A 19,490-nucleotide genomic window follows, 5' to 3' on the forward strand; every position below is an offset into this window, starting at 1 on the left:
CCGAACCCCGATCCGAGAACACCGAGTACGAGCGAGCCTGAGCGAGCACATGGACACCCCTCCTCCGAAGACCGAGCCCACCGAGCCCACCGACGCGGACATCGCGGCGTTCAAGCAGCAGCTCGGCCGCCCGCCGCGCGGTCTGCGCACCATCGCCCACCGCTGCCCCTGCGGCAACCCCGACGTCGTCGAGACCCAGCCGCGGCTGGAGGACGGCACGCCGTTCCCGACGCTGTACTACCTCACCTGCCCGCGCGCGGCCTCCGCCATCGGCACGCTGGAGGCGGACGGCGTGATGAAGGAGATGTCGGAGCGGCTCAAGACCGACCCCGAGCTCGCCGCCGCCTACCGCGCCGCGCACGAGGACTACATCACGCGCCGCGACGCCATCGAGGTGCTGGAGGGCTTCCCGAGCGCCGGCGGCATGCCGGACCGCGTGAAGTGCCTGCACGTGCTGGTCGGGCACTCCCTGGCCGCCGGCCCGGGCGTCAACCCGCTGGGCGACGAGGCCATCGCGATGCTGCCCGAGTGGTGGGCGAAGGGCCCGTGCGTGAACCCCTGCGGGGGTGACGAGCAGTGACCCGTGTCGCCGCGATCGACTGCGGTACGAACTCCATCCGCCTCCTGGTCGCCGACCTCGACCCCGGCACCGGCGAGCTCGTCGAGCTCGACCGGCGGATGCGGATCGTCCGGCTGGGCCAGGGCGTGGACCGCACCGGCCGGCTGGCGGACGAGGCGCTGGAGCGCACGTTCGCCGCGTGCCGGGAGTACGCCGAGGTCATCCGCGAGCTGAAGGCCGAGCGCACCCGCTTCGTGGCGACCTCCGCGTCCCGCGACGCGGAGAACCGCGCGGACTTCGTGCGCGGCGTCGTGGAGATCCTGGGTGTCGAGCCCGAGGTGATCAGCGGCGATCAGGAGGCCGAGTTCTCCTTCACCGGCGCCACCAAGGAACTGACGGGCCGTGACGACCTGGCCAAGCCCTATCTGGTGGTGGACATCGGCGGCGGCTCCACCGAGTTCGTCGTCGGCGACGACCACGTACGGGCCGCCCGCAGCGTCGACGTGGGCTGCGTGCGGATGACCGAGCGTCACCTCGTCGCGGACGGCGAGGTCGAGGACCCGCCGACGCCCGAGCGGATCGCGGCGATACGGGCGGACGTCGAGGCGGCCCTGGACCTGGCCGAGGAGACGGTCCCGCTGCGCGAGGCCCGCACGCTCGTCGGCCTGGCCGGATCGGTCACCACGGTCGCGGCGATCGCGCTGGGGCTCCAGGAGTACGACTGGTCGGTCATCCACCACTCGCGGATCCCCCTGGACCGGGTCCGCGAGATCACCGCGACGCTGCTGGCCTCGACGCACGAACAGCGCGCCGCGATCCCCGTGATGCACCCGGGCCGGGTCGACGTGATCTGCGCCGGGGCGCTCGTCCTGCAGTGCGTGATGGAGCGGACGGGGGCCGAGGAGGTCGTCGTCAGCGAGCACGACATCCTGGACGGCATCGCCTGGAGCGCGGCACTCGCCGACGCGTGACCCACCCGCCGAGCAGCCGCCCGGAGACCGCGGACCCGGGCGGCCCGCTCGTCAGAGGCTGCGGTAGACGTCGCGCCGGTCGCCCACCTTGACGACAAGGATGACGAGTTCGCCGTCCTCGACCTGGTAGGCGACCCGGTAGTTGCCCACCCGGAGCCGGTAGAGCCCCGACGGGCCCGTCAGCTTCTTGACGTCGGCGTCCTCGCGGTACGGGTCCTCGCCGAGCGCGGTCAGCGCGGCCAGGATGCGCATGGCGGCGGGCCGGTCGATGGCCCGGAGCTGCCGCTGGGCCGCCGCGGTGAACCGGAACGCGTACTTCACGCCGCGTCGCTGTTGCGCTCGGCGAACAGGTCCGCCAGCAGCTCGGCCATCGTCACGGTCGGCCCGCCCTCGGCCAGGACCGCTTCCGCCTCCCGGGCCAGCAGCACATCGGCCGCTTCTTCCAGCGCGTCGAAGTCCGCGATCGGCACCACGGCCGCCACGGGCACGCCATTGCGGGTGATCACCGTAGGGGTGCCCTGCTCGGCGCGGTTGATGTGATCCGCGAGGTGCGCCCGGGCTTCCCGTACGGTCACGGTGCTCTCAGCCATGGAGTCAGTGTACGCGTGTTTGTGTACACGCGGGCGCCGGTGGTGGGGCCTGAGCGTGCCCTACAGCCTGGCGGACCAATGTCCGCGGGCGAGGTGCGTCGTGCCGTTTCGGCTTCATGCTCCAGTGCGTCACGGAACGCACCGGGCCCGCGAGGTGGTCGGGAGCGAGCACGGCATCCTCGACGGCATTGCCTACAAAATGGCCCCGGCCCGCTGTACGGGGACCGGGGCTACCTCGTTGATTCACACCGGCCAGGAGTCGCCCGGTGTGTCGAGCCACGCCTCTTGTCCGTCCGGGGTCACGGTGAGCCCGAACCGGTCATGCGTGGGTCTGCCCTGCTTCTGCCACCACCGGAAGGCCGCTTCCACGTCATCCCACAGCCGGCGCGGGCCCGACTGCCAGACGCGCGTCTCCTCGCCGTCGCGGAACATCACGCAGGCCCAGGAACGGTCACCCAGCCCGTAGAACCACACGGGCCGTGCGCCGCCGCGTGCGTCCGCCACGGCCTGAACGCAGTGCCGCACTTGCAGCCCCAGAGCGAATGGCAGGGCGGTGTACCGCCCGGTGACGAATTCGGACTCCTTGACTGCCGTGGTCGAGGTGTCCGCGTCGTCGAACGCGCCGGCCGGAACGTATTCCGCGTGCGGTCGCCGGGGCGAACGCTGGGCCCGGACCTTCATGAACTCCACCGGCCGGGTGAAGCGGCCGAGCGCGGTTCCGCCGTTCGCCCGCAGACGGACTACGGCGTCCGCGTTGCTGTAGTGCGTGCCCCATGGCGCGACGATGACCCCACCCTTACGGATCTGCGGCAGCCACGCCCCCGGGGACTCGCGGAGCCCCACCGTGGCGAGGATGCGGTCGTACGGTCCGTGGTCCGCGTAGCCCTTGAACCCATCGCCTTCGACCACGTCCGGGTACAGCCCAGCCGCACAGAGCCGCTCGCGGGCCCGCATCGACACGGAGCGGTCGATCTCAAGAGTGGTGACGCGCCCGCGCCCGCGTGAGGCCACACAGCGGTGGTACAGGGCCCCGGCGGTCTCACCCGTCCCGGTGGCCACGTCCAGCACGTTCATGCCCTCGTCCGCGCCCAGATCCTGAAACAGCCCGTAGTTCACGGACGGCGCGGACGACGAGCTTGTCGACACGCGTCCCGGCGCGGTGCCGGAGTGCTCGCCGTCGTCCCACTGGGTCACGATGGGCTGGTCGCTGTCCACGGCGGCGTACCAGCGTTCGGGGTGGGTGACCCGGTCCACGGCGACACTCGTGCCCGTTTCCATGTCCCAGGGCCAGATCAGCTCGGGCAGGAAGTGCGCCCGGTCCACCGCCGCGAAGGTCGGCGCCCAGTCCGACGACATCGCTTTCGTCTCAAAGAGGACGCGCCCCAGCTCATTTCGGCTGGGACGCTCCACCTGCGGGTTGAACGTCACTTGCGGCGGTCCCCGTCTCCCCCGGGACTACCGCCGTCGGGGGACGGGGGCTCGGACGGCGGTGTCCAGGGCTGCCCGGGGTGTCCGTCCCCTTGTCCCTCGTCCTTGCCGCGCCCGCCGTCGACGGCGGTGACGGATGGAATGGCGGTCATGTCGTACCCCTTTGTTCGTTCGGGTGGGCCCTCGCGGAGGTATGGGTGCGGGGCGGCGCGGGAGCGTAGTAGGCCCGGGTCGCGGCGGGCATGTCGGTGGTCGGCATGGCGGGTGGTCCGCTGCTGTGAGGAAGAGCCACCATGGCGCCGGCGATGACCCAGGAGGTGTCTGCCTCGCCGGCCAACAGTCGTACGGAAGAGTCGGGCCTCCCGCGCCCTGCCCGGTGATCCCGGCACTCGCATCGCGGAAAACGCATGGTGCCGGGCTGGAGGTCGCTACCGAGTGAGGCGGTCATCCGTGGGCCTCCCGCTGGTGTACCCCCATGCGGATGGTCATGGCCTTCATCGTGTCGAGGTCGCCCTGGTCGGCCGCATCACGGCGGGTGCTCTTGATTTCAGCGCATACCGAACAACCGGTGGTTTTCTGCTCGTTGGTCATCGCGCGGTCCTCGTGGGTAGGGGATGCCTGGGAGCGATGCGTTGGCGTGAGTGTGTTCGCGTGGTCGCTCTGCGCGACTACGCTTGTGCTGCGCACGCCGTGAGCTCGCATCCACGAAGCTACGGTGCCCGGTGCGGTCCAAAAACTGACCCGTCGTACCAGTTGTTCGAAGCCCCGTCATCGGAGAGCAGGCAATGGCTCCTACCCGTTCCAACCCCTCCAAGGGAACACTGACCAGTGGTCAGCGTTCCCGGAATCGGGCCGGTGAAGGGCGGGTGACCGGGCACCTCTTCAAGGTCATCAGGGAGCGGTTGCCGTGCACCCAACGTGAGATCGCGGAGCGGTTGGGCGTGGACGCGACCACGGTGCAGGGCTGGGAAAGTGGGCGCCGCGCGCTGACCGCGATGGCAGCCGGGCAACTCTTGACGCTCCGGCGCCGTCTCCTTGGCTACGGCGCGGACCCTCACTCGATCGCCCTGCTCGGCGCCGCCATGGATGCCGACGGGGTGATCGCGCACGCGCTGGACGAGAGCCTTCCCGACCGCGATCCGCGCAGCCACCCTCTGGCGGGGTGGGTATTCACCCGGGCGTCCACGCACATGATCGCCTGGGCGCTGACAGGAAGTGCTCCCGCCGCTCTGCCACCCGCGCCCACCGCGACACCGCGTCGTCGCGGACCTTCCCCGGAAACTCCCCTGCTCGCGGAGCCTGATCGCCGGCGTTTCTACGACCACATGCGGAGGTATGCGGAGATCGCTGACCGGTCGGGCGAAGGGGGCGCCCTGCTCCGCCGCCAGGCCTTGTACTTGTGCAGCTATGACATGGCTCCGGACACGCACGCCTGGCTCGCCGACATGCGGGCGCGCCGTCCTGTGCGTCTCACTCACTCGACATGGTCACCGGAGTGGGCGGACGCCAGATCCCTGGCCACATCCTTGACCCGGTACGGGGAATTCGACGTGCTGCACCGCTTCATCGAACGAGGGATGGGCGGTGATGCGGGCGAGATCGCGAACCTGAACTACTGGGCCCACTGGCTCGGTATGGACCGGGTTCCGCGACCCGACGACTCGTTCATGGCCGACCGGTCTTCAGGACTCTGGGACGCGGGCGCCCTGCTGCGCAGCTTCGCGGACCGGCTGGACCCCGATTTGGGGTGCGTTGACCTGAACGTTCACTCGGTGTGGTCGTTGATGGCGTCCCGGCCCGGTGTCCTCGCTGCCGACCCACGGCTTGCGGACGAACTCCGACGCCGGGTCGTTCTGCTCCTGGACAGTGGCTCAGTCTCGCAGCAGGCCCGGCGAGAACTCGATGCCGTGCACTACGGTCTGAGGCTGAGCAGCCCGTGATCCATTCGAGAGGACAGGCCGTATGACTGATGATCAGTACGCCAAGGGGTCCGTCAGCTATCTGATGGAAATGGGCGCTCTGAAGCGCGCAAAGCGGTCCGGCTGGTGGATCGCGGGAGTCAAGGACCCCGAGACGATCGCGGAGCACAGCTTCCGTACTGCCGTCATCGGGTCGGTGCTGGCGATGATGGAGGGAGCCGACCCGGCGAGGGTGGCGCTGCTGTGCACCTTCCACGACACCCAGGAGACCCGCGTCGGCGACATCCCTTGGATCGGGCGCCGCTACCTCAGGGCCGCCAAGAATGAGGAGGTCACGGCCGACCAGGTCGCACAGGCGCATCCGGCCGTCGCGGCCGGCATTCAGGCAGTCGTCGAGGAGTACGAGAACGGCGATTCGCTGGAGGTCGCGGTCGCGCGCGACGCGGACAAGCTGGAGTGCATGATCCAGGGCCTGGAGTACCTGGAGCAGGGGTACAGCAATGCCCGGGAGTGGGTCGACAGCACGCGGGCGAAGCTCAAGACGGCGTCGGCCATCGCGCTTGCCGACGCCGCACAGGACATGTCGTCGATCGAGTGGCAGCGCGTCTACCTGCCGTGATCCATGCCCCTGCCTCCTGGCCGTACTGCCCCAACTCCGGGTGCCCCTAGGGGCCCATGCCCCGGGCGGAACCGCCTGGAACGCCCCCCGGAACGCCGTCCGAAGGCCCCCGTCCGAGAAAGTTCGTGAAATCCTTCACATGAAAAAATGCCCTGCCGGGCACGCGAGGGGGCCCCAGGGCCCCCTTTGTCGTCCTCCGGGCCGCCGGACAGGCGAAAGAGGCCGGTATCCGGCAGGTTAAAGAGACGTTTATGCGGACCCCGTGAACGGCAGTGGTCCACCCGGCCGCGAGGCCCCAAGCCCAGTTCAGCGGGGGTGAACAACGCCCGCCCGGAGCCAGTGGTTCCCTTTCCAAGACATGACATGAGTCACGAAGGCGGCGGAGTGTAGCAGACAGGTCCCCGTACCTTGTGAAGGGGCTCACGAGCACCCCTGTCCGGAGTGCTGGATACTCGAATCATGAGCACCACGGAGCGTCCACGGATCCTCGTAGTAGGCGGCGGGTACGTCGGCCTGTACGCGGCGCGCCGCATCCTGAAGAAGATGCGGTACGCGGAGGCGACCGTCACAGTCGTCGACCCGCGCTCGTACATGACCTACCAGCCCTTCCTGCCCGAAGCAGCTGCCGGCAGCATCTCCCCCCGCCACGTCGTGGTGCCGCTGCGACGCGTGCTCCCCAAGGCGGAGGTCCTCACCGGCCGCGTCACCACCATCGACCAGGACCGTAAGGTCGCCACGATCGCGCCGCTCGTCGGCGAGGCGTACGAGCTGCCCTTCGACTACCTGGTCATCGCGCTCGGCGCGGTCTCCCGCACCTTCCCGATCCCCGGCCTGGCCGAGAACGGCATCGGTATGAAGGGCATCGAGGAGGCCATCGGCCTGCGCAACCACGTCCTCGAGCAGCTCGACAAGGCCGACTCGACCACCGACGAGGAGATCCGCCGCAAGGCGCTCACCTTCGTCTTCGTCGGCGGCGGCTTCGCCGGCGCCGAGACGGTCGGCGAGGTCGAGGACATGGCCCGCGACGCCGCGAAGTACTACCCGAATGTCAAGCGCGAGGACATGCGCTTCATTCTGGTCGACGCCGCCGACAAGATCCTTCCCGAGGTCGGGCCGAAGCTCGGCACGTACGGCAAGGAGCACCTGGAGAGCCGCGGGGTCGAGATCCACCTCTCCACCTCCATGGACTCCTGCGTCGACGGCCACGTCGTGCTGAAGAACGGCCTGGAGGTCGACTCCAACACGATCGTGTGGACCGCCGGCGTCAAGCCCAACCCGGCCCTGGCCCGCTTCGGCCTGCCGCTGGGCCCGCGCGGCCACGTCGACACCTCCGAGACCCTCCAGGTCCAGGGCACCGACTACATCTGGGCCGCCGGCGACAACGCCCAGGTCCCGGACATGGTCGGCCGCAAGGCCGGCAACCCCAACGCCTGGTGCCCGCCGAACGCCCAGCACGCGTTGCGGCAGGCCAAGGTCCTCGGCGACAACGTCATCTCGGGCATGCGCGGCTTCCCGCAGAAGACGTACGAGCACGCCAACAAGGGTGCGGTGGCGGGCCTCGGCCTCCACAAGGGCGTCGCGATGATCGTCATGGGCAAGGTGAAGATCAAGCTCAAGGGCCGTCTCGCCTGGTACATGCACCGTGGCTACCACGGCATGGCCATGCCGACCTGGAACCGTAAGATCCGCGTCTTCGCGGACTGGACCCTCGGCATGTTCCTCAAGCGCGAGGTCGTCTCGCTCGGCGCCATGGAGAACCCCCGCGAGGAGTTCTACGAGGCCGCCAAGCCGGCGCCGCAGGCCGCCAAGGCCGACTCGGCGCAGAAGGCCAAGGCTTCCTAGCGGACGCCGCGATACCGCGGTCAACGTAGCCGAAAGGCGTCCACCAATCCGTGGGGTGGGCGCCTTTCGGCATGTCCGGACGCGGAGAGTTGATCTACTCTGACGGAACGGGACTACCGAGCCGACTCTGGGTGTTTAGGTGTCAGTTGAACGTTTCTCCTGACCTTGCATCATGGAGGTGTGCGACATGGCCGACGCCGCTCGACGGCTCACCGCGCTCGCGGAACAGGTACTGGGGGCACCGCTCCCCGTCCGCATCCGCGCCTGGGACCGCAGCGAGTACGGCCCGCCGGGCGCGCCCGAGAGCCCCGTCCTGGTCGTCCGCCACCGCCGGGCCCTGCGCCGCCTGCTGTGGAAGCCCGGCGAGCTCGGCATCGCCCGGGCCTGGGTCGCGGGGGACCTCGACGTCGACGGCGACCTCTACGAAGCCCTCGGGCTGCTCGCCGGCTCGCTGTGGGAGCGCGGCGAGGGCGAGGGCCGCACCTCCCGCCTCGCCGCCCTGCTCTCCGCCGTGCGCGACCCCCGGGCGCGTGACGCGGCCCGCGAACTGATCAGCCTGGCCGGCCCCGGGCTGCCGCCCCGGCCCCCGCGCGAGGAGGCGCGCAAGCACGGCGGGCTGCACTCGCTGCGCCGCGACCGCGAGGCCATCAGCCACCACTACGACGTCGGCAACACCTTCTACGAGCGCGTGCTCGGCCCCTCGATGGTCTACTCCTGCGCCTACTGGGAGAGCCCGGAGAGCACCCTGGAGGAGGCGCAGTCCGCCAAACTCGACCTGGTCTGCCGGAAGCTGGCGCTCCGGCCGGGTGAGCGGCTGCTGGACGTCGGCTGCGGCTGGGGCTCGATGGTGCTGCACGCGGCCCGCGAGTACGGCGTGAGCGCGGTGGGCATCACGCTCTCCGAGGAGCAGGCCGCGTACGCCCGCAAGCGCGTCGCCGAGGCCGGTCTGACGGACCGTGTGGAGATCCGGGTGCAGGACTACCGCGAGATCGCCGACGGCCCGTTCGACGCCATCTCCTCCATCGGCATGGCCGAGCACGTCGGCTCCGACCTCTACGCCGAGTACGCCGCCGACCTCCACGCCCTGCTGAAGCCCGGCGGCCGGCTGCTCAACCACCAGATCGCACGCCGCCCGCTGCTGGACGAGGAGGCGTACGAGATCGACGAGTTCATCGACCGCTACGTCTTCCCCGACGGCGAACTGGCCCCCGTCGGGCGCACCGTGGCGCAGCTGGAGGAGGCGGGCTTCGAGGTCCGGGACGTGGAGGCGCTGCGCGAGCACTACGCGCTGACCCTCCGCCGCTGGGTCGCGAACCTGGAGGCCCACTGGGACGAGGCCGTCGCCCTCACCTCGCCGGGGCGTGCGCGCGTCTGGCGGCTGTACATGGCCGCGTGCGCGCTGGCCTTCGAGCGCAACCGCATCGGCGTCAACCAGGTGCTGGCGGTCCGTACGCCGGAGTCGGGCGGGTCGGGGATGCCGTTGCGCACGCGCGACTGGCTCTGACATTTCCCGGCCCCTCCGACACCTCCCGGACACGGGTCCGGCCCCGCGGCGGGTGCCGCGGGGCCGGACGGTGTGCGAGAGGGGACGGCCGGCTATTCGGCCTTGATGGCCGAGAGCATGTTCAGCTTCGCCGCGCGGCGGGCGGGCCACAGGGCGGCCAGGACGCCGACCACGGCCGCGAGGCCGAGGAAGAGCGCCATCCGGCCCCACGGGAGCGCGAGCTCGTAGGTGGCGAGGCTGGAGGCGATCTGCTCGCCGGCGGCCCAGCCGAAGAAGACACCGAGGCCGATGCCGAGGACGCCGCCGAAGAGCGAGATGACCAGCGACTCCAGGCGCACCATCCGCTTGATGCCCTTGCGGTCCAGGCCGATGGCGCGCAGCATCCCGATCTCCTGGGACCGCTCGAAGACCGACATCGCCAGGGTGTTGACGACACCGAGGACCGCGACGATCACGGCCATGGCGAGCAGCCCGTAGAGCATGTTCAGCATCAGGCTGATCATCTTGGCGATGCTCTCGGAGATGTCCTTCTTGTCCTGGACCTGGATGGCCGGGTTGTCGCCGAGCGCCTTCTCCAGGGTGTCCTTGGTGGCGTCGCTCGTGCCGGCCTTGGTCTTGACCATCACCTGCATGTCGGTGATCTCGGTCTGGTGCGGGGCGAGCGTGGCCTTGTCGAGCAGGATGCCCTTCATCAGCTCGTTGCCCTCGTAGACGCCCGAGACGGTCAGCTTGCCCTGCTTGCCGTCCTCGTAGGTGGCGGTGAAGGAGGAGCCGGGCTTCCAGCCGTGCCGCTTGGCGGTGTCGTCGTCGACGACGGCCTTGCCGCCGGACAGGCCGGCGAGGGAACCGGTCGTGAAGTCGAGCTTGGTGAGGCTGCCGATGGTCTTGCCGTTGACGCCGGTCAGGTACTCGCTGTCGCCGTCGATCCGCGAGGGGGAGTTGCGCAGCGGGCTGGTGGCGGTGACGTCCGGGAGGGCGGCGAGCTTCTTCTCGACGTCCGGGGAGAGCGGGGTCCGGGTCGCCATGGAGATGACGTAGTCGGCCTTGATGGCGTCGGTGGCCATCTTGTCGATGGCCTGCTGGACGCTGCCCGCGATCACGGTCAGGCCCGTGATCAGCGTGAGGCCGATCATCAGGGCGGAGGCGGTCGCGGCGGTGCGGCGCGGGTTGCGGACCGCGTTCTGCCGGGCGAGCTTGCCGGATATCCCGAAGACGCGCAGCACGGGGGCCGCGGCGGCGATCAGGGGGCGGGAGAGCAGCGGGGTCAGCACGAAGACGCCGATGAGCAGCAGGCCCGCGCCCAGGCCCAGCATGGACTCGTTGTCGGCGACGACGGTGAGCAGGGCGCCGGCGGCGGACAGGACGCCGCCGATGCTGTTGCGGACGACCAGCGACCGGGTGGTGGCCACGGCGTGGACGCTGTTCATCGCGGCGACCGGCGGGATCTTCGCGGCGCGGCGGCCGGGCAGCCAGGCGGCGAGCACGGTCACCACGACGCCGACGACGAGCGAGGTGAGGATCGTGTTCGGGGAGATCACCAGCGGCCCGTCGGGGACGGTGGCCCCGGTGCCGTTCATCAGGGCGCGCAGCCCGGCGCCGATGCCGATGCCGGCCAGCAGACCGGCGACGGCGGCGATCGCGCCGACGACGAGCGCCTCGATGAGGACGGAGCGGGTGACCTGGCGGCGGCTGGCGCCGACCGCGCGCATCAGTGCCAGTTCCTTGGTGCGCTGGGAGACCAGCATGGTGAAGGTGTTGGCGATGATGAAGATGCCGACGAAGAGGGAGATGCCGGCGAAGGTCAGCATGCCGGTCTTCATGCCGTCCATGCCCCGGGCGATGGCCGCGGCCTGGTCGTCGGCGAGCTTCTTGCCGGTGGTGGCCTCGGCGTCGCGCGGCAGGATCTTGTCCAGGCGCTCCTTGAGCGCGGTCTGGGTGGTGCCGGCCGCGGCCTGCATGTCGATCTGGCTGAACTCGCCGGGCTTGGCGTAGAGCTTCTGCGCGGTGGCGGTGTCGAAGAGGGCGAGGCTGCCGCCGGCGGCGACGTTGCCGTCGTCGGTGGCGAAGACGCCGGTGACCTTCTGCTCCAGGACCGGGCCGTCGACGGATATCCGGACGGTGTCGCCGACCTTGTAGCCCGCGCGGTCGGCGGACCTGGTGTCGAGGGCGATCTCGCCGGCGGCCTTGGGCGCGCGGCCGGACGTCATCGGGTAGCGGGTGTCCTTGCCGTCCGCGCCCGGGTAGTAGTTGGCGCCGGAGGAGTTGAAGCCCTCGCCGACGAGCTTGCCGTGCTTGTCGGAGATCGCGGCGAAGCCGCTGACGGAGCCGGTGGCGCGGGCGGCGCCGGGCACCTTGGCGACCTTGTCGAGCAGGCCCTGGGTGAGCTTGGGGGCCTCGCCGGGCTTGCCCTTGTCGTCGGAGTCCCCGTCCCGGTGGGGCTGGATGGCGATGTCGACGCCGGTGAAGCCCTTCTCGGAGCTCTTCTGGAAGGCGTCCGAGATGGTGTTGGTGAACACCAGGGTGCCGGAGACGAAGGCCACGCCGAGCATCACGGCGAGGACGGTCATCAGCAGCCTGGCCTTGTGCGCGAGCACATTGCGCAGGGCGGTACGGAACATGGTCAGTCAGTCCTGGGGGAGTGGGCTGTGGTGAGCTGGCTGTCGGCTGCGGGAAGTCAGCTCGTGCGGCCCTTGGCGTCGAAGCGCTTCATGCGGTCGAGCACGCCGTCGGCGGTGGGGCCGTGCAGCTCGTCGACGATGCGGCCGTCGGCGAGGAAGACCACCCGGTCGGCGTAGGAGGCGGCGACGGGGTCGTGGGTGACCATGACGACGGTCTGGCCGAGCTCGCGCACGCTGTTCCGCAGGAAGCCGAGGACCTCGGCGCCGGAGCGGGAGTCGAGGTTGCCGGTGGGTTCGTCGGCGAACATGATCTCGGGCTTGCCGGCCAGGGCGCGGGCGACGGCGACGCGCTGCTGCTGGCCGCCGGAGAGCTGGCTGGGGCGGTGCTTGAGGCGCCCGGAGAGGCCGACGGTGTCCACGACCATGTCCAGCCACTGCTTGTCGGGCTTGCGGCCGGCTATGTCCATCGGCAGGGTGATGTTCTCCAGCGCCGTCAGGGTCGGCAGCAGGTTGAACGCCTGGAAGATGAAGCCGATCTTGTCGCGCCGCAGGCGGGTGAGCTTCTTGTCGTTGAGCGAGGTCAGCTCGGTGTCGCCGATGCGGGCGGAGCCGCCGGAGACGGAGTCCAGGCCCGCCATGCAGTGCATGAGCGTGGACTTGCCGGAGCCGGACGGGCCCATGATCGCGGTGAACTCGGCCTGCCGGAACTCCACGGAGACGGCGTCCAGGGCGACCACCTGGGTCTCACCCTGGCCGTACACCTTGGAGAGATCCGTGGCGCGGGCCGCCACCGCGGTGGGACGGACGGCGGTCTGCACGCCGAAGGGGGAGCCGGAAGGGACGGACACGGTGGAGCACTCCTGTCGGGACGACGGACGAAGGGGACTGTGTCCATCGTTCCGTGCTCCAAGGGCCCGGGGATCAGCCCCAGCTCTCGTTCCCGGGGCAGACTCGGGAGGTATCCCGGGGCCCGTTCCTCCTCCTTGGGTATGAGGGGGACCCCCTCGGAACCCCGACTGTCCGCGACGGCCGAAGGCGCGAGATTGCGACAATTCCGGGCCCCGCCGAGGGTGGGGCGGTGAACGGTGGGTATCGGCCCGTGGCATGTGCCTTTGGCGTCCTCCCTGCACTGATGCACCCTCAGTTGCCAATAAAATAAGACAACCTCGGGGTCTCGTTCCGCTGTTTGGGGGGCGCCGCCCGGCTAGGCTCGTCCTGCTCTCCTTCGAAGGTGAGGCTCGCGCGCCTCTCCCTGCCTGTGCGCCCGAGAGCCCTGCCCGGATGGTGGAATGCAGACACGGCGAGCTTAAACCTCGCTGGCCCTTCGGGCCGTGCCGGTTCAAGTCCGGCTCCGGGCACTCTTCTGCTTTCTGGCACTCACTCTCCGCAGGGAACCGACTGCCGCCGGTTCACGTTCTCCTCCCGGGGTACGGAGAAAAGATCGTCCCCAAGCACGAGCGCATTCTTTTGCCTACCTATTACCCTGGTCGCAAGGCCGCGCAGGGTGGCCATGGAGGAGTGAGATGAGGAGCAGCAACCCGGTCTTCTCGCGTCGGTTCCGCGACAATGGCTACGCGGGCTTCAACGCGGGGTCGCAGGGGCCGCAGGCCGGGACCGCGGCCCAGGGCAACCCCTACGCGAGCAACCCTTACGCCGAGCCGGCCAACCCGTACGCGGCGAACCCGTACGCCCAGGGCGGCCCGGACCTTCAGCAGGGCGCCCCGTACGCCCCGCCGCAGCCGAGCCGGATGACGATGGACGACGTCGTCATGCGCACCGGCATGACGCTGGGCACGGTCATCCTGCTGGCGGCCGTCGGCTGGGCGGCGAACGTCCCCGTCGGCGTCGGCTTCGGCGCGGCGATCGTCGCGATGGTGCTCGGCCTGATCCAGTCGTTCAAGGCGAAGCCGGTCCCCGCGCTGATCCTGGGCTACGCCGCCTTCGAGGGCCTGTTCCTCGGCGTGATCAGCAAGGCGTACAACCAGTACGCGGACGGCGCCCCCGTGCAGGCGGTGCTCGGCACGATGGCGGTCTCCGTCGGTGTGCTCATCGCCTACAAGACCCGCCTGATCCGTGTCGACCGGCGCTTCATCCGCTTCGTGACGGCCGCCGCGATCGGCTTCGTCCTGCTGATGATGGTCAACATGCTGTTCGCCGTCTTCGGCGGCGGTGACGGCCTCGGCCTGCGGTCGGGCTGGCTCGGCATCGGCGTCGGTGTCCTCGGTGTGCTGATCGGCGCGGCGTTCCTCGCGATCGACTTCAAGGAGATCGAGGACGGCGTCCGCTACGGCGCCCCCCGCGACGCCTCCTGGCACGCGGCCTTCGGCCTGACCCTGTCGCTGGTGTGGATCTACGTCCAGATGCTCCAGCTGGTCTCGGCCATCGCCGGCAACGACTAGGCCGTGTCCGGCGGATCATTGTGAGCGGGCGGCTGCGGGCCGTGTCGTGTGCACCACCGCTGCGCGGTGGTGTCCTCAAACGCCGGACAGGCTGAAAGCGGCTGAGCTCAGCCGCAATCCAGCCCGTCCGGCGTTTGAGGACGTGCCCGCAGGGCGCTCGCCGCCGCAGGCGGCAAAGCCGGCCCGCAGCCGAAGATCGGCCGGACACGGCTAGGACCTGTCCCGCCGATCATGTAGTTGGCCCGTCTGCCGCCGCCCGCTGTTCCTGGTCATTGCCCCAGGTCAGCGGGCGGACTGCGCTCAGTTCACGCCGGTGCTGGAGAAGATCCGCGTCCCGCAGATCGCGTCGTTGCAGCCGTGGGCGGCCCACTGATACGCCGTGGTCAGGACAGAGCGTCCTCAAGCGTGGTCAGCCAGTACGTGACGCGCAGCGAGTCGTCGATGTGCACGCCCTTGGCCTGGAGGGCGGCTTCGGCCATCTTGTCGCTGCCCTGGAAGCCGATCTCCAGACTCTGGGCCGTGTAGCCCTCGCCACCCCGGCCATCACCGGCGGACAGGATCACGCCCGCGTAGCCCTTCTTGCCGGGCCGGAGCGAGGTGACCGCTTGCGGCTTGGTGTGCCCCATGACCGGCGGGACGGACTGGGCGCCCTCGAACTTGACGATGGGGTAGCCCGTCAGGTCGCACAGGGTGGAGCCCGTGTTGGTGATCGTGAGCAGCATGTGGTTGAGCGGGCGGGAGACCTGGGTGGCCACGACCTCGGTGTTGTCGGCGGTGCAGGGCACGCGGTTCGCCGGGGCGTCCGGGTCGGCGTCAGCGTCCGGGTCGGCGTCAGCGGCCGGCGCCGACGCGCGGCCCCCTCCCTTGCCGGTGCCCGTACCGCCCGTACCGCCCGTGCCCGTACCGCCCGTCCCCTTCGCGGCGGGGGCCTTGGCGGTGGCCGTCCCGCCAGGCGTGGTGGCCGGCTTGTCCTGGGCCGGCGACTGTGGGGTCTCGGCGGGCTGCGAGGCGGCGCCCTCCTCGCGGGTTCCCTCTCCCTTGTCGCACGCCGTCAGGGCGAGCGCGGCGATCGCGAGGGAGGCGACGGCGAGCAGACGGGGTCGGCGGACGGAGGCGCGCATGGCGGATCTCTTTCTTCACGGGCGGGCAGCGGAGCGCCACTCGACCGGAGCCGGGAGCGGCGTGCTTGGATGACGAAAGCTTGTGCGACGCCGTGTCCTGGGCGCCAGCTCCGCTGGCCGGTTAGGGACGCTGGAACGTTGGCACCGGCTCTGACCTGGGGGAATGGGTGTTCTCTGGAACGAGGACATGGGACGGAGGAGTGGCGTGGGGGCAAGCGATCTCGCGGAGTTGCTGCGATCGCTGAAGGAGCGGTCCGGCCTGAGTTACGGAGTGCTGGCCAAGCGGCTGCACGTCAGTACGTCGACCCTGCACCGGTACTGCAACGGGTCCACCGTGCCGACGGAGTTCGCTCCGGTCGAGCGGTTGGCGCGCCTGTGCAAGGCCACTCCGGAAGAGCTGATCCAGGTCCACCGGCAGTGGATCCTCGCGGACGCGGCGCGCGGCCGTAAGCCGCAGGCGGACGGAGCGTCAGCCGACGCCGCCCAGCCGGAGCCCACGGCTCCGGCAGAGGAGGCGGCGATGACACCGATACCCGACGTGGCGGCCGCCCCTCCCGGTCCCGCCGGCACGCCGTCGAGCGGGCCGACTCCTCCGGCTTCGTCGAACGGCCGCCCACAGCGGGCATGGCGGCCCCGGAAGGCCGTGCTGGCCGCCCTGGCCGTCACCTGTGTGATGGGCTCCGCCGCGCTCGCCGTCGGCCTCGCCGGCGGCGGTGACGACGGCAAAGGGCCCCGGCCCCCGGGAGCCTCCTCTTCCAGGGGTACCGAGGTGACCGGGCCCGGCAAGCCCGGAAAGTCCGGGACGAGCCCGGTCGCCACGCCGTCCTCCCCGAAGGAGAAACAGGAGAAGGAGAGCGGCGAGCCCGCCGCCTCCGCCGGGCCGGACGGCACCGTGTCCCCTTCCCCCGCCGGCAAGCAGGACGGCGGTGACGACAAGGGCGGCGACGACCAGGGCGACGCTCCGCTGACCGTCCACACCCGGCCCTACGCCTACGAGAGCCCCTGCTCCCAGAGCTTCCTGGTCAACCGGCCCCCCGACCAGATGCCGAAACCTCCCATCGAGCAGGACGCGCCCGCCTGGGTGTCCGAGCTCGGAGCCGTCACCGCCGACCACCAGTTCGTCAAGGTCACCTTGCAGGGGACCGGCACGCACACGGTCGTGCTCGAAGAACTGCACGTCCGGGTGGACGGCACGAACGCGCCGCTCGCCTGGAACACCTACGCCGCGGGCGTCGGCTGCGGCGGTGACGTGGCGACGCGGTCCTTCGGCGTCGACCTCGACGCCGGGTCACCCGCCCTCACCCCGATGGCCGGCCAGCGCGCTTTCCCGTACAAGGTCAGCCGGACCGACCCCGAGGTCTTCTACGTCAAGGCCGACGTCAAGCAGCATGATGTCCGATGGCATCTGGAAGTGCAGTGGTCCAGCGGCAGCCGGCGCGGGGTGCTCAGGATCGACGACCAGGGCAGGCCCTTCCACACCAGCGGTTCCACGGGCAGGCCCTCGTATCAGCAGCCGCCGGGGGACACCCGGTGGTCGCCCGCCCCCCAGGGCTGACCGTCCCTGTTCCACCAAGGCGTTCCACGGCCTGGCATGTGCGCAGGTCAGGCCGTGTGTGGCCGTCCCGGAATGCCGGGCGGGCCTTGAAGCGGGGACAGGTGGCGCCGCAGGCTGATCAGGCCTCGCGGAACACCGGGGAGACCACCGGTCACTGACCTCCCATCAGGAGGAGCCTCATGCGCTTCGCACGTCTCATCACTTCCGCCGCCCTGTCCGGCGCCGCCCTTCTGGCGACGGCGGCCGTTCCCGCCCAGGCCGCCCCGCAGGCGGACCGGGGCCCGGTCCGGGCGCTCTGCTCCACCTCGTCCGCCGACTTCACCGTGCGGAACGTGAGCCGCCCGGTCAACCACCAGCTGCTGACCGTCACCAACACCGGCTCCGAGTCCTGCACCCTCGTCAAGGCCCCGCTCCTGGGCTTCGACAACGACACGTACGTCGGCGCCCAGGCGATCGAGGAGTCGGCGCCGCAGTCGGTCGTGACGCTCGAGCCGGGCCGGTCCGCCTACGCGGGCATCCGGCTGTCGTCCGCCGACGGCTCCGGGGAGAACGGGCGTGACGTCCGCACCGTGCACGTCTTCCTCGACAGCGGTGACGGCTCCGAGGGCGGACCCGACTCGATCGCCCTCCCGAAGGGCACGTGGATCGACGACAGCGCGGCCGTCACCTACTGGCAGTCCCATGCCTCCGACGCCTTGGTGTGGTGACGGCGCTGCCGCAGGGCTTGTCCGGCGGATCATGTGAGCGCCTGTTGGGGGACACCCCCAGCTGACGAAGGGCCCGGGAAGACCTCGTCTTCCCGGGCCCTTCGCCGTGGAATGCCCCGTTGCGCGCCGTGGTGTCGGGCAGGGTCGGGGGGAGCCGGACGTACCGGCTAGCGGAGCTTCCGCGCGGCCCTGCGGAGGTCGTACTCGTGGACGATCGCTTTGGCGTGGCCATAGGCGAGGTCGTGCTCGCCCCGCAGCCAGCTGACCTTCTCCTCGAAGCGGAAGAGGGAGGGGCCTTCGTCGACCGTACGCAGCCAGTCGGCGACTTCTCGGCCGGTGCAATGGGGGATTCGGGAGAGCAGGTTCCGGTGGGTTTCGTCGGAGAAGACGTGGGACATCGGCGCCTCCGGACGCGTCGGCTGAGGGTCCTTCCTGTCACCGTGCCTGAGTGTTCAGGCATTGGCAACAGTCCGTCCACGGCGCATAGGCTCACGCTGTGGATGATGTGACGCCTCTTCTGGCCGCCGTGGACGCCTTCGCCGACCGGCTGCGCACCCTGCCGCAGTCCCGTCTGAGCAGGGGGGCCGCGGCGGAAGCGCTGACGCTGGCCCGTGAGTTGTCCGCGTGGACCCAGCGGATCGAGCAACCGGGGACCGCCGAGCCGAGGGAAATGCCGGAAGCGGGCATGTTCGCGGTCGCCGACCAAGTGGCGGTGGCCGGTCACGATTTGGCCGAGGCGCTCGCCGCGATGGCCCCCGAGGGGGCCGGAGTGGCCGAGGCGGTGGCGCTCGTCGAGGAGGCCGCGCGGCGCTGCGGGGTCTAGGCGGTGCGGGTCTTCGGCTGCGGGCTGTTGTTGCCGCCTGCGGCGGCGGGCGCCCTGCGGGCGCGTCCTCAAACGCCGGACAGGCTTGATTTTCGGCTGAGCTCAGCCGTTGTCAGCCCGTCCGGCGCTTGAGGACACCACCGCGCAGCGGTGCCGCGCACGGCGCGATGCCGGGTCAGGGCGAGGCGATGACGCGGTCGGCGAGGACGTAGACGCTCTCCTCGGCGCAGCGGAACGTCAGGGCGAACGCGCCGGACACCCCGGAGCCGCCCAGCAGGACGGGCGTCTCGCCGGCGCGCAGGGCGTCCTCCAGGCGCTCCGCGGTCTCACGGTGGCCCGGGGTCATACAGACGGTGGTGCCGTCGGCGAACACGTACACGTCGAGGGTGCCCAGCGGCCCGGGGCGCACATCGGTCAGGGGAACGCGGGCGTCCGCGAGCTCGGTGAGGCGCTCGACGGTGCTCTCGTGGTCCCCGACGAGGGCGGCCGGAGTGAAGTCCGGGTGCGAGGGGTGGCGGCGCCGGGCGGCGGCCAGCTCAGGGGAGTCCGCGGCCTCGGCCTCGGCGGCCTCGCTCAGCGGCTCCAGGCCCACGAGGTCGGCCTGGCGGGGCAGGTAGAGGCCGCTGTACGGGCCCTCGGCGCCCAGGTCGTCGCCGAAGCCCGGCAGGCCGCCCAGCAGCGAGGGGGTGTCCAGGGAGCCGGGCTCCCGTGCCTCCTGCGCGGCCCAGAACGCGCGGGCCTCGGCCAGCTCCCGCTCCCGCTCCTCGGCGAGGGCGTCGGCGACCGCCGCCCGTATCTCCGCGATCTCGGCCCCGGGGGCGGGCCGGGCGGCGGG

Annotated in this window: 20 protein-coding genes and 1 tRNA gene; 11 read left to right on the forward strand and 10 right to left on the reverse strand. The window is 70.7% G+C overall.

Annotated features, from left to right (window positions below):
- Positions 1-49 precede the first annotated feature (49 nt).
- Both J7E86_RS23115 and J7E86_RS23120 read left to right on the forward strand, forming a co-directional pair.
- The gene (locus J7E86_RS23115) at positions 50-580 is read left to right on the forward strand and encodes a DUF501 domain-containing protein (RefSeq protein WP_215083755.1); all 531 of its coding nucleotides are present in this window, start codon (positions 50-52) and stop codon (positions 578-580) included.
- Positions 577-1,530 carry a Ppx/GppA phosphatase family protein gene (locus J7E86_RS23120; protein ID WP_215083757.1) on the forward strand — a complete coding sequence of 318 codons (954 nt, stop codon included), beginning with the start codon at positions 577-579 and terminating at the stop codon, positions 1,528-1,530. Before J7E86_RS23115 ends, J7E86_RS23120 begins: the two co-directional genes overlap by 4 nt.
- A gap of 51 nt (positions 1,531-1,581) precedes the next feature.
- Here J7E86_RS23120 and J7E86_RS23125 read toward each other — a convergent pair whose 3' ends face one another.
- The 5 genes from J7E86_RS23125 to J7E86_RS23145 form a co-directional block, all read right to left on the reverse strand.
- The gene (locus tag J7E86_RS23125) at positions 1,582-1,851 is read right to left on the reverse strand and encodes a type II toxin-antitoxin system RelE/ParE family toxin (RefSeq protein ID WP_215083759.1); all 270 of its coding nucleotides are present in this window, start codon (positions 1,849-1,851) and stop codon (positions 1,582-1,584) included.
- Entirely contained in the window at positions 1,848-2,120 is a 273-nt protein-coding gene (locus J7E86_RS23130; protein ID WP_215083761.1) for a type II toxin-antitoxin system Phd/YefM family antitoxin, read from the reverse strand. The genes J7E86_RS23125 and J7E86_RS23130 overlap by 4 nt, the downstream gene beginning before the upstream one ends.
- 243 nt (positions 2,121-2,363) lie before the next feature.
- The gene (locus J7E86_RS23135; protein WP_215083763.1) at positions 2,364-3,476 is read right to left on the reverse strand and encodes a protein-L-isoaspartate(D-aspartate) O-methyltransferase; all 1,113 of its coding nucleotides are present in this window, start codon (positions 3,474-3,476) and stop codon (positions 2,364-2,366) included.
- Positions 3,477-3,544: 68 nt separating this feature from the next.
- Positions 3,545-3,700 carry a hypothetical protein gene (locus J7E86_RS23140; RefSeq protein ID WP_215083765.1) on the reverse strand — a complete coding sequence of 52 codons (156 nt, stop codon included), beginning with the start codon at positions 3,698-3,700 and terminating at the stop codon, positions 3,545-3,547.
- A gap of 292 nt (positions 3,701-3,992) precedes the next feature.
- The gene (locus J7E86_RS23145; protein WP_215083767.1) at positions 3,993-4,139 is read right to left on the reverse strand and encodes a hypothetical protein; all 147 of its coding nucleotides are present in this window, start codon (positions 4,137-4,139) and stop codon (positions 3,993-3,995) included.
- Between the two features lie 275 nt (positions 4,140-4,414).
- Between J7E86_RS23145 and J7E86_RS23150 the strand changes: the two genes are divergently transcribed.
- From J7E86_RS23150 to J7E86_RS23165, 4 genes are all read left to right on the forward strand, one after another.
- The gene (locus J7E86_RS23150; RefSeq protein WP_308312695.1) at positions 4,415-5,488 is read left to right on the forward strand and encodes a helix-turn-helix domain-containing protein; all 1,074 of its coding nucleotides are present in this window, start codon (positions 4,415-4,417) and stop codon (positions 5,486-5,488) included.
- 22 nt (positions 5,489-5,510) lie between these two features.
- On the forward strand, positions 5,511-6,086 hold the full coding sequence (locus J7E86_RS23155; RefSeq protein ID WP_215083771.1) for an HD family hydrolase: 576 nt from the start codon (positions 5,511-5,513) through the stop codon (positions 6,084-6,086).
- Between the two features lie 459 nt (positions 6,087-6,545).
- The gene (locus J7E86_RS23160) at positions 6,546-7,928 is read left to right on the forward strand and encodes an NAD(P)/FAD-dependent oxidoreductase (RefSeq protein ID WP_215083773.1); all 1,383 of its coding nucleotides are present in this window, start codon (positions 6,546-6,548) and stop codon (positions 7,926-7,928) included.
- A 187-nt stretch (positions 7,929-8,115) separates the two neighbouring features.
- Entirely contained in the window at positions 8,116-9,432 is a 1,317-nt protein-coding gene (locus J7E86_RS23165) for a class I SAM-dependent methyltransferase (protein WP_215083775.1), read from the forward strand.
- Positions 9,433-9,524: 92 nt separating this feature from the next.
- Here the strand turns inward: J7E86_RS23165 and J7E86_RS23170 are convergent, their stop codons facing one another.
- A complete protein-coding gene (locus tag J7E86_RS23170) occupies positions 9,525-12,050 on the reverse strand; it encodes an ABC transporter permease (protein ID WP_215083777.1) in 2,526 nt (841 codons plus the stop codon).
- 56 nt (positions 12,051-12,106) lie between these two features.
- The gene (locus J7E86_RS23175; protein WP_215083793.1) at positions 12,107-12,868 is read right to left on the reverse strand and encodes an ABC transporter ATP-binding protein; all 762 of its coding nucleotides are present in this window, start codon (positions 12,866-12,868) and stop codon (positions 12,107-12,109) included.
- Between the two features lie 457 nt (positions 12,869-13,325).
- Between J7E86_RS23175 and J7E86_RS23180 the strand changes: the two genes are divergently transcribed.
- Together J7E86_RS23180 and J7E86_RS23185 are read left to right on the forward strand one after the other, a co-directional pair.
- Positions 13,326-13,408, forward strand: a tRNA-Leu gene (locus J7E86_RS23180).
- Between the two features lie 165 nt (positions 13,409-13,573).
- A complete protein-coding gene (locus J7E86_RS23185) occupies positions 13,574-14,449 on the forward strand; it encodes a Bax inhibitor-1/YccA family protein (protein ID WP_215083779.1) in 876 nt (291 codons plus the stop codon).
- Positions 14,450-14,832: 383 nt separating this feature from the next.
- Here J7E86_RS23185 and J7E86_RS23190 read toward each other — a convergent pair whose 3' ends face one another.
- Entirely contained in the window at positions 14,833-15,570 is a 738-nt protein-coding gene (locus tag J7E86_RS23190) for a DUF4232 domain-containing protein (RefSeq protein ID WP_215083781.1), read from the reverse strand.
- A 205-nt stretch (positions 15,571-15,775) separates the two neighbouring features.
- Between J7E86_RS23190 and J7E86_RS23195 the strand changes: the two genes are divergently transcribed.
- Complete coding sequence (locus J7E86_RS23195; protein ID WP_308312696.1) at positions 15,776-17,125, forward strand: helix-turn-helix domain-containing protein; 1,350 nt, start codon at positions 15,776-15,778, stop codon at positions 17,123-17,125.
- Between the two features lie 179 nt (positions 17,126-17,304).
- Positions 17,305-17,832, forward strand: coding sequence for a DUF4232 domain-containing protein (locus J7E86_RS23200; protein ID WP_215083785.1), 528 nt, complete (start codon positions 17,305-17,307; stop codon positions 17,830-17,832).
- A gap of 167 nt (positions 17,833-17,999) precedes the next feature.
- On the opposite strand, the gene J7E86_RS23205 is transcribed toward J7E86_RS23200, so the two are convergent.
- On the reverse strand, positions 18,000-18,230 hold the full coding sequence (locus tag J7E86_RS23205) for a DUF4287 domain-containing protein (protein WP_215083787.1): 231 nt from the start codon (positions 18,228-18,230) through the stop codon (positions 18,000-18,002).
- 98 nt (positions 18,231-18,328) lie between these two features.
- Between J7E86_RS23205 and J7E86_RS23210 the strand changes: the two genes are divergently transcribed.
- Positions 18,329-18,655, forward strand: coding sequence for a hypothetical protein (locus J7E86_RS23210; protein WP_215083789.1), 327 nt, complete (start codon positions 18,329-18,331; stop codon positions 18,653-18,655).
- Between the two features lie 175 nt (positions 18,656-18,830).
- Here the strand turns inward: J7E86_RS23210 and J7E86_RS23215 are convergent.
- A partial coding sequence (locus J7E86_RS23215; RefSeq protein ID WP_215083791.1) for a hypothetical protein occupies positions 18,831-19,490 on the reverse strand: 660 nt, incomplete at its 5' end.

This window comes from Streptomyces sp. ISL-11, assembly GCF_018614525.1.
Lineage (GTDB): Bacteria > Actinomycetota > Actinomycetes > Streptomycetales > Streptomycetaceae > Streptomyces.